The 8,583-nt window shown below is 70.5% G+C and carries 8 protein-coding genes; 5 read left to right on the top strand and 3 right to left on the bottom strand.

The features are described from left to right. Window positions 1–353: 353 nt before the first annotated feature. Window positions 354–1,526, bottom strand: a complete 1,173-nt coding sequence (gene xylA / locus FCI23_RS52385) for a xylose isomerase (protein WP_136730993.1) — start codon at window positions 1,524–1,526, stop codon at window positions 354–356. A 76-nt stretch (window positions 1,527–1,602) separates the two neighbouring features. On the opposite strand from xylA, the gene xylB reads away from it, so the two are divergent. Continuing rightward, window positions 1,603–3,015 carry a xylulokinase gene (gene xylB / locus FCI23_RS52390; protein ID WP_136730994.1) on the top strand — a complete coding sequence of 471 codons (1,413 nt, stop codon included), beginning with the start codon at window positions 1,603–1,605 and terminating at the stop codon, window positions 3,013–3,015. 234 nt (window positions 3,016–3,249) lie between these two features. Then, window positions 3,250–4,383, top strand: coding sequence for an ROK family protein (locus FCI23_RS52395; protein WP_136730999.1), 1,134 nt, complete (start codon window positions 3,250–3,252; stop codon window positions 4,381–4,383). Here the strand turns inward: FCI23_RS52395 and FCI23_RS52400 are convergent, their stop codons facing one another. Both FCI23_RS52400 and FCI23_RS52405 read right to left on the bottom strand, forming a co-directional pair. Continuing rightward, complete coding sequence (locus tag FCI23_RS52400; RefSeq protein ID WP_136730995.1) at window positions 4,384–5,010, bottom strand: GNAT family N-acetyltransferase; 627 nt, start codon at window positions 5,008–5,010, stop codon at window positions 4,384–4,386. A 333-nt stretch (window positions 5,011–5,343) separates the two neighbouring features. Further along, window positions 5,344–5,760 carry an ATP-binding protein gene (locus tag FCI23_RS52405; protein WP_136730996.1) on the bottom strand — a complete coding sequence of 139 codons (417 nt, stop codon included), beginning with the start codon at window positions 5,758–5,760 and terminating at the stop codon, window positions 5,344–5,346. A gap of 267 nt (window positions 5,761–6,027) precedes the next feature. Between FCI23_RS52405 and FCI23_RS52410 the strand changes: the two genes are divergently transcribed. From FCI23_RS52410 to FCI23_RS57820, 3 genes are all read left to right on the top strand, one after another. After that, window positions 6,028–6,879, top strand: coding sequence for a helix-turn-helix domain-containing protein (locus FCI23_RS52410; RefSeq protein WP_136730997.1), 852 nt, complete (start codon window positions 6,028–6,030; stop codon window positions 6,877–6,879). Window positions 6,880–6,889: 10 nt separating this feature from the next. Next, window positions 6,890–7,090 (top strand): DUF397 domain-containing protein, encoded by a 201-nt coding sequence (locus FCI23_RS52415; RefSeq protein ID WP_136730998.1) that lies wholly within the window; start codon window positions 6,890–6,892, stop codon window positions 7,088–7,090. Window positions 7,091–7,154: 64 nt separating this feature from the next. Beyond that, window positions 7,155–7,322, top strand: a complete 168-nt coding sequence (locus FCI23_RS57820) for a hypothetical protein (protein WP_169317427.1) — start codon at window positions 7,155–7,157, stop codon at window positions 7,320–7,322. Window positions 7,323–8,583: the final 1,261 nt, after the last annotated feature.

Below are 8,583 nucleotides of genomic sequence, written 5' to 3' on the forward strand. Positions count from 1 at the left end.
CGCCCACCACCGCACCTGGCCCCAGCCCGCCGCCCCGCCGGCCGAGGCGGTCACCATCACCCCCGCGTCCAAGAGCGCCCCGGCCAAGCGAAAACCCAAGGTCACCGCTTAAAACAGCGGCATTGCCCTTAGACGGGTGTGAGACGGGAACTTTTGTCCGGTTCAGGGGGTAGGGGAACCGGGCATCTCCGGTCAAATACCAAGGGACAGAAGCGGATACGGGCCATCGCCGCTCTCATATCCGCCGATCCCTCTCATCCGCCGATCGCTCTCTGAGGCTCTGGGCAAAGCACTGTCCGGCACTGCCCGACGCCTGAGCGTGGCCAGTGCCGGACAGGTCCGGCGGGTGGAACTCAGCCCCGGGCACCCAGCAGGTGGTCCATCGCGAGCTGGTCGAGGTGCTCGAAGGCCATGCCGCGCTTGCCCGCCCCCTCGATGTCGAACTCCTCGAAGGCGCTGCGGTCGGCGAGCAGGTCGGTGAGCGACTCGCCCTCGGAGAGAGTGGTGAGCGCGAGCTGGTCGAGGCGGGAAGCCTTGAGCGCTTCCTGGACCTCCGGGTCGGCACGGAAGGCGGCGGCCTTCTCCTTCAGGATCAGGTAGTTGCGCATGCAGCCCGCGGCGCTCGCCCACACGCCGTCGAAGTCCTCGGTGCGCGGCGGCTTGAAGTCGAAGTGGCGCGGGCCCTCGTACCCGGCCGTCTCCAGCAGGTCGACCAGCCAGAAGGCGGCCCGCAGATCCCCCGCCCCGAAGCGCAGGTCCTGGTCGTACTTGATGCCGGACTGGCCGTTGAGGTCGATGTGGAAGAGCTTGCCGTGCCAGAGCGCCTGGGCGATGCCGTGCGGGAAGTTCAGCCCGGCCATCTGCTCATGGCCGACCTCGGGATTGACGCCGACGAGCTCGGAGTGCTCCAGCTCGTTGATGAAGGCCAGCGCGTGGCCGACCGTCGGCAGCAGGATGTCGCCGCGCGGCTCGTTGGGCTTGGGTTCGACGGCGAACCTCAGGTCGTAGCCCTGGGAGATGACGTACTCGCCGAGCAGGTCGAAGGCCTCCTTGAGACGGTCGAGCGCGACCCGGACGTCCTTGGCGCCGCCGGACTCGGCGCCCTCGCGGCCGCCCCAGGCGACGTAGGTCTGCGCGCCGAGCTCGGCGGCGAGGTCGATGTTGCGGATGGTCTTGCGGAGCGCGTAACGGCGCACGTCGCGGTCGTTCGCGGTGAAGGCGCCGTCCTTGAAGACCGGGTGCGTGAAGAGGTTCGTGGTCGCCATCGGGACCTTCATCCCCGTGGCGTCCAGGGCCTGGCGGAAGCGCTTGATGTGGCCCTCGCGGGCGGCTTCGTCGGACCCGAAGGGGATCAGGTCGTCGTCGTGGAAGGTGACGCCGTGCGCGCCGAGCTCGGCGAGCTTCGTGACGGACTCGACTGGGTCCAGCGCCGGGCGGGTAGCGTCGCCGAACGGGTCGCGGCCCTGCCAGCCGACCGTCCAGAGACCGAAGGTGAACCTGTCGTCGGGGGTGGGGGTGAAACTCATAGCTGCGGCTCCTATTCGTAAGACCGCTGAACAAATTAGTATGCGAACGCCAGGATGGGAAGAAGGAGCCGCAGCTATGGGACGAAACGTCGTGCTCGGGGTGGACAGCTCCACCCAGTCGACGAAGGTACTCGCCGTCGACACCGACACCGGGGAGGTCGTGGCGCGCGGGCAGGCCCCGCACGTCGTCAGCACGGGCGCCGCGCGCGAGACCGACCCGGAGGTGTGGTGGCGGGCCCTCGGCGAAGCCCTCGCGCAGGTGGGTCCCTACGCCGCGCAGGCCGCCGCGATCTCCGTCGGCGGGCAGCAGCACGGGCTTGTCGTCCTCGACCGGGAGGGCAGGCCGGTGCGGCCCGCGCTGCTCTGGAACGACGTACAGTCCGCGCCGCAGGCCGCCGCACTGGTCGCCGCCCACGGCGCGCAGTGGTGGGCGAAGCGGTTCGGCAGCGTGCCGGGCGCCAGCTTCACGGTGACCAAGTGGGCCTGGCTGGCCGAGCACGAACCCGAGGCCGCCAAGGCCGCGGCGGCCGTCCGGCTCCCCCACGACTTCCTCACCGAGCGGCTCACCGGCGCCGCCGTCACCGACCGCGGGGACGTCTCCGGCACCGGCTGGTGGGCGACCGACACCGAGACCTACGACTCCGGGCTGCTCGACACGATCGGCCTCGACCCCGCCCTCCTCCCCCGCGTCCTCGGCCCCGGCGACGCCGCCGGGACCACCCTCCCCGGCCTCCCGCTGCGCGCCGGCGCCCTCGTCGCCTCCGGCACCGGCGACAACGCCGCCGCGGCGCTCGGCCTCGGCCTCGCCCCCGGCCAGGCCGCCCTCAGCCTCGGCACCTCCGGCACCGTCTTCACCCCGTCGGTCGCCCGGCCCGCCGACCCGTCGGGGGTCGTCGCGGGCTTCGCGGGCGCCCACGGCGGCTGGCTGCCGCTCGCCTGCACCCTCAACTGCACCCTCGCCGTGGACAAGATCGCCGCGCTGCTCGGGCGCGACCGCGAAGCGGTGGAGGGCGGCGGCTCGGCGGTCGTACTGCCCTTCCTGGACGGCGAACGGACCCCCAACCTGCCGTACGCCTCCGGGCTCCTGACCGGCCTCCGCCACGACACCACTCCCGGCCAGATTCTGCAGGCCGCCTACGACGGCGCCGTCTACACCCTCCTCGGCGCCCTCGACGAAGTGCTGGCGGTCGACGGCGGCGCCCCCTCCGACGAGCCCCTCCTCCTCATCGGCGGCGGCGCCCGGGGCACCGCCTGGCGCGAGACCGTCCGCCGGCTCTCCGGGCGCGCCGTCCGCATCCCCGTCGCCGAGGAACTCGTCGCCCTCGGCGCCGCCGCGCAGGCCGCCGCCCTGCTTACCGGGGAGACCCCGGCAGCCGTCGCCCGGCGCTGGAACACCACTGCCGGGCCCGTCCACGACCCCGTCGAGCGCGACGACGCCGCCCTGGACCGGCTCGGCACGGAACTGGCCCGCACCTTCGGCGCGGGGTGACCCCCGCCCGCCCGCCCACCCGCCACCTGTTGCCCGGCGCACATAGCCGGCCCGTCCGGTGACCGCCCTGCGGGCGTCAGCGCTCGGTGACGCTACGGTCCCGGGTAATGGGCGGGCTGGTGGGAGACTCCCCCGCGCTGAAGGCACGGTCACCAGCCAACCCGCTGCAGAAAGGAGCAAGACGTGCCGGCAGCCAACCAGGCCGACATCCGGCGCCGCAATCTCGGCATCGTCATGCGTGCGGTGGCCGCCCGGGGCGGTCAGGTCTCGCGCGCGGCGGTAGCCGCCGAAGTCGGCCTGACCCGGGCCACCGTGTCAACGCTCGTCGACGAGCTGCTGGCCGCAGACCTCCTCGTGGAGCTCGGCGCGCAACGCCCCGGCACGGTCGGCCGCCCCGGCACCGCCCTCGCGCTCAACGCCACCGGCGCGGCGGGGCTCGGCGCCGAGGTCGGCGTGGACCACCTGGCCGCGTGCGTCGTGGATCTGCGCGGGACCGTACGGGCCCGTACCCAGGTCGAGGCCCGGAACCGGGAGCGGCCGGCGGCAGATGTCCTGCGCGAACTGGCCACCCTCGTACGCCAGATGACCGAAGAGGCCGCCGCACTGGGCATGCGCCCGGCCGGACTGACCGTCGCGGCGCCGGGCCTGGTCGGCCGGGACCGGCATACCGTACTGCGGGCACCGAACCTGGGCTGGGAGCAGGTGGCCGTGGCGGAGCTGCTCGCCATACCCGCCCTACCGGTCGCGGTCGAGAACGAGGCCAACCTCGGCGCCCTCGCCGAACTGTGGCTCGGCGGCCACGACGACATCGCCGACTTCATCCACGTCTCCGCCGAGATCGGCATCGGCGCCGCCCTCGTCGTCGACGGCCGCCTCTTCCGCGGCGCCCGCGGCTTCGCCGGCGAGCTCGGCCACGTACCCGTACGACCCGACGGCCCACACTGCTCCTGCGGCGCACACGGCTGCCTGGAGACATACGCGGGCGAGGAAGCGGTGCTCCGCGCCGCCGGCATCGACCCCGGCCAGCCCGACCGGGTCAAGGCCCTGCACACGGCCGCCGCGGACGGCGACGAGGCTGCCCTTTCCGCGCTGCGCGCCGCCGGCCAGGCACTCGGCATCGCCCTCAGCGGCGCCGTGAACCTCCTCGACCCCCAGGCCGTCGTCCTCGGCGGCCCCCTCGCCGCCCTGGCCCCCTGGCTGCGGGACGCCGTCGAGCGGGAACTGGCGCAGCGCGTCACCGACCGCCTATGGCCTGCGGCCGGCGGCGTCCTGGTATCCCGCCTGGGCCGCCACGGCGTACTACTGGGGGCCGCCTACAGCGCGGTCCGCGCAGTCCTGGACGACCCGGCGGGCTGGGCGGCCCGCTGATCACAGGTCGTCAGGAAGCACCCGGAATGCCTTGTGCTCGTCGGCACGTTCCGCGAAAGTCGGGTCTCCGCTGTCGAAGACGGGCAGTCCCGCCGACTCGTCCCAGGTCCGGCAGCGGCGGTCTTCGCGCTGTTTGACCCTGGTGCGGAAGGGACGGAAGCCACGGCGCTCGTAGTTCGCCAGCGCGTTCGGGTGGTCGAGGGTGGAGGTGTGCAGCCAGATCCGCCATACAGACTCGGCGCCCACCGGTTCAACCTCCCAAGCCTGCCGGACCACCAGGGTCAACGCATAACCGCCCAGACCCCGGCCGACGTACTCGGGGAGCAGCCCAAAGGTGGTGATCTCCACCTCGCCACCGGGCTGGAGCTCGAAATCGGCGATCCCGGCGATCTCGGTCTCGTACTTGATGAACCAGTACTGACGGAGCGGGTGCGACAACCACTCCGCCCAGTCATCGTCCGACCGAGACGCACTCGCCCAGGCGTACGGCTCCCCAATCCGTGCCTGCACCGACCGGATCAACGGCGAGGTGCCGTCGACGCGCTCCAGGGTGACCCCGTTCGCGGGCGGGGAAGCACGTAACTCGCTCAGTGCGGTCATCTCCACATACGTGACGATCTCTTCCACACGAGCACGCTACGACTCTGCGAGCGGGATGTCAGTTCCTTTTCACCCCGCCGGACCCCTGCCCCGACCGACACGCTCCAGGGTCATTTGCGGATGAAAACGCTTCACCCGTCGGCGCAGGGCAAGGGGCTGCGACTACGGTCTCCAGCCTGGCGAATCCCTGCCTCTGCGCCCACCCGAGGAGCCGCATGTCCCGCGCGTCGCAAACCCTGGCCGAGTACTGGGACACCTACAAGCCCGACAAGGACCCCCTGGTAGGCCGGGCCGTTCGAGGAGCCATCGGCCCCGGTGCCAAAGCCCGGTCTCAGGGAAATGGCTGGTCACCGCCGAGCGTCACAGCCCGCACTCGAACCACACGCCCTTGCCGCTCCCGCCCAGGCCCAGCGGACAGCCCAGTTCCACGCCCCACTTGTCCGCCAGCTCCGCCACCAGCAGCAGGCCTCTCCCGGTATCGGTGGCCGTGTCCGGCGTCCTGGTCACGGGGATCTCCGGACTCCCGTCGTAGACGCTGATCCGGATCAGTTCATCCTCGACCGCGAGCCACGTCAGGGAGCCGACGCCTCCCGCGTGCCGGTAGGTGTTCGTGACCAGCTCGCAGGTGCACAGCCTTGCCGTGTCGGCGAGGTGCGTGAGGCCGAGTGACCTCAGGACAGTGCCGACGAACTCGCGGGCGACAAGCGGTGCGGTGGCCAGGGGCGGGGTGAAAGGTGTGTACGAGTGCGGGGCAAGGCCTGGAGCGGGGCTGGGCATACGGAATCCTCCGGTCGGTGCGGGTGTTGGCCTGCGGTGGCGTTGCCCCTCCCGGCCGGGGAGTTCAGGGGTGCACTGCCGTCTTACGGGCGCCACGCGGCCTCGCGGCAGGCGGATGCTGTCGCGACGCCATGTGATGAACGCGATACGGACAGTAGGGCTGAATATTATGGTGGCGCAACATTATGGTCGGGATTGCCCTCGATGGTGTGACCCGTGCCATGCTGGCGCGGCACACTCAGTGCGTACGAGTTCGAAGGAAGACCGATGCCGCCGAGGACCAACCCAACGGCTCGTCAGGAGCGCCTGGGCGCCGAACTGCGGAAGATGCGGGAGCACGCGGGTATGACAGCCCGCGAGGCGGCCAAGCTGCTGGGATCGAACCCCATCCAGATGAGCCACGTCGAGTCCGGCAGGTCCGGAATCAGCGAGGAGCGCATCCGCCGGCTCGCCGCCTACTACGACTGCGGTGACGCGCCGCTCGTCGATGCCTTGGTGGACATCGCCCAGCCCCGTGATCGCGGCTGGTGGGAGGGGTACCGGGGGATCCTGCCCGCGCCGCTCCTGGACCTCTCCGAGTTGGAGTACTACTCAGGGCTCCTCCGTGCGATTCAGGTAACCCACATCCCCGGGGCGTTCCAGACAGAGGACTACGCCCGGACGGTCTTCGGGCATACCATTCCCCAACTTCCCGGCACCGACCTGGAGGCGCGAGTCGCACACCGGATGCAGCGCCGTGACTTCTTCCTGCTCGACAAGGCGCCGACGTACGAGGCCGTCATCCACGAAGCGGCATTGCGCATGCGGTTCGGCAGCCGAAAGATCCTCCGAGCGCAGCTCGACTACCTGCAAGAGGTCAGCGAGCGGCCGAACATCACGCTACGGGTCATCCCGTTCGAGGCTGAGGGCTACATCGGTTCCGGCCACGCGATGGTCTATGCATGCGGCCAGGTGCCACAGCTCGATACCGTGCAGATCGAAGCCGAGCACGCCGTCACTCTCCTGGACGCGGCGGCGCACCTCGCGAAGTACCGCACTATTTTTGACGCCGTGAAGGCTGTGACACTCGGCGAAACGGAGTCACGAGGCTTCATCCAATCCGTCGCACAGCAACTGTGAAAGGCCAACGATGACCGAGCCGATCGGATGGCAGAAGTCCTCCTACTCCGGAACACAGGGCGACTGTGTCGAAGTGGCTGCCGTCGACGGAACGATACGGTTCCGGGAGAGCGACACCCCCGCCGTCGTCCTGGCGATCACCCCGACCGCGCTCGGCACGTTCCTACTCGCCCTCAAGACCGGCGAGTTCGCGCCGACCGCATCGGCCTGACTCCGCCCTAGCCCGTGAGCGCCCGGGCTTACGTCGACAGGCACAGCACTCGTGCCGGTCATGCATGCCATCCGGCCCCCGCGAATCGCGCCTGACCCTGACCCTGACCCTGGCCCTGGCGGGACCAGCGGCGCGTTGCACGTTGCGCGCATACGACGTCGCTCCCGACCAAATCGGCGCCCTCGCCAAGGGTGTCTGGTTCGAACTCGACACCACTCGCGCCGCCGCGTGACCCTCACCCCGCCCGGCGCCATCGCCATCGCCTTCGGCCTCGCCATCGCCGCGCTGGCTTACGCCATCCCCACCCTCTGCACGCGCGACCGGAGGCCGCCCTCACATCCGGTCCCGGCCTCGGTGCCGGTGCCGGCACCAGTCCACCGGATCTGCTACCTCTGCCGGTGCACCGGCAAGCCCGTCCTCACTGCCCCCTCACTCCCCCACCCCACCCCGGGCGCGGCCGGGCGGCCCGGACACGGCCCCGCCATTTCTGATTGGCCGGGCGGCGGGTGCGCTTGGCTCCCTTCGGTCGCAAAGATGAAAGGCGCTTACTGCGGATGGGGAGGAGGGGGGCTTGTCTGTCCCCGCTCGGCGTGTCGCTGTCCCATTGCAGCACCTAGCGGATCCACCCCGCCGCAGAATCGTTTCAGCGGGAGCCGGGAGGCCTTCCCGCGTGCGACGTATCGGACAATCCCTCTCGTGCCTGCGTGCACTACAGCCCATGCTTGCGTACACCCCGGCCACACCGGGGTGTACGCAAGCATGGGTGGGAGTGCACGCAGGCGGCCTCACTCGGGCCGAATGACGGGGGCCTTATGACCACTTGAATCGATTCAAAGTGGTCATAAGAGCCCCGTCATTCCCGGTCACGGTATCTTGAGCCCCTGCGGGCCCACCCCACAGCCCAGCAGAAACCTTTCCGCGCCCCCGGCCACCTCTGCACCCGGCGGGCGAGCTCCGCCACCCCCCGCCGCTGGCCCGGCGAGAGCCGGCCCGGGACGGCGCAGGCCGTGGAGGAGGAAAGCCCCCAAGCACCTCTCAGCCGCCGGTTACGGCAGCCCAGCCACCCACGGACAACAGGCGTCGCCACCGACCATCTCTACCAGGATCCGGCAACGAGACCCCAGACACCCACCGAACAACAGCCGCACAAGCCGCCTTGACACCCGCAACCCACCCACCCGACAGCCAACCGACAAGACGAGCGCCCCTCCTCCCCCTCCGCAGTTAGCGTCTTTGATCTTTGCGACCGAAGGGAGCAAAACGCACCCGCCACACCACCCACGCCGAAATGGCGGGACCGGTCACCCCCCCCACCGGGTCACTGGCAGAAGTCCTCGTACCCCAACGAGGAGGGCGAGTGCGGAGAACTAACGACGTCGTGCGCGGTAGCTGAGACCCCGGTCTGAGCATGCAAACGGCCGTGCGAGACGATCATGATTGTGACGTCAAGAGGGGCCCGCACGGCCTTGAGCCATCGTATCTGCACCGGGATC

The sequence above is a fragment of the Actinacidiphila oryziradicis genome (genome assembly GCF_005047355.1).
GTDB classification, from domain to species: domain Bacteria; phylum Actinomycetota; class Actinomycetes; order Streptomycetales; family Streptomycetaceae; genus Actinacidiphila; species Actinacidiphila oryziradicis.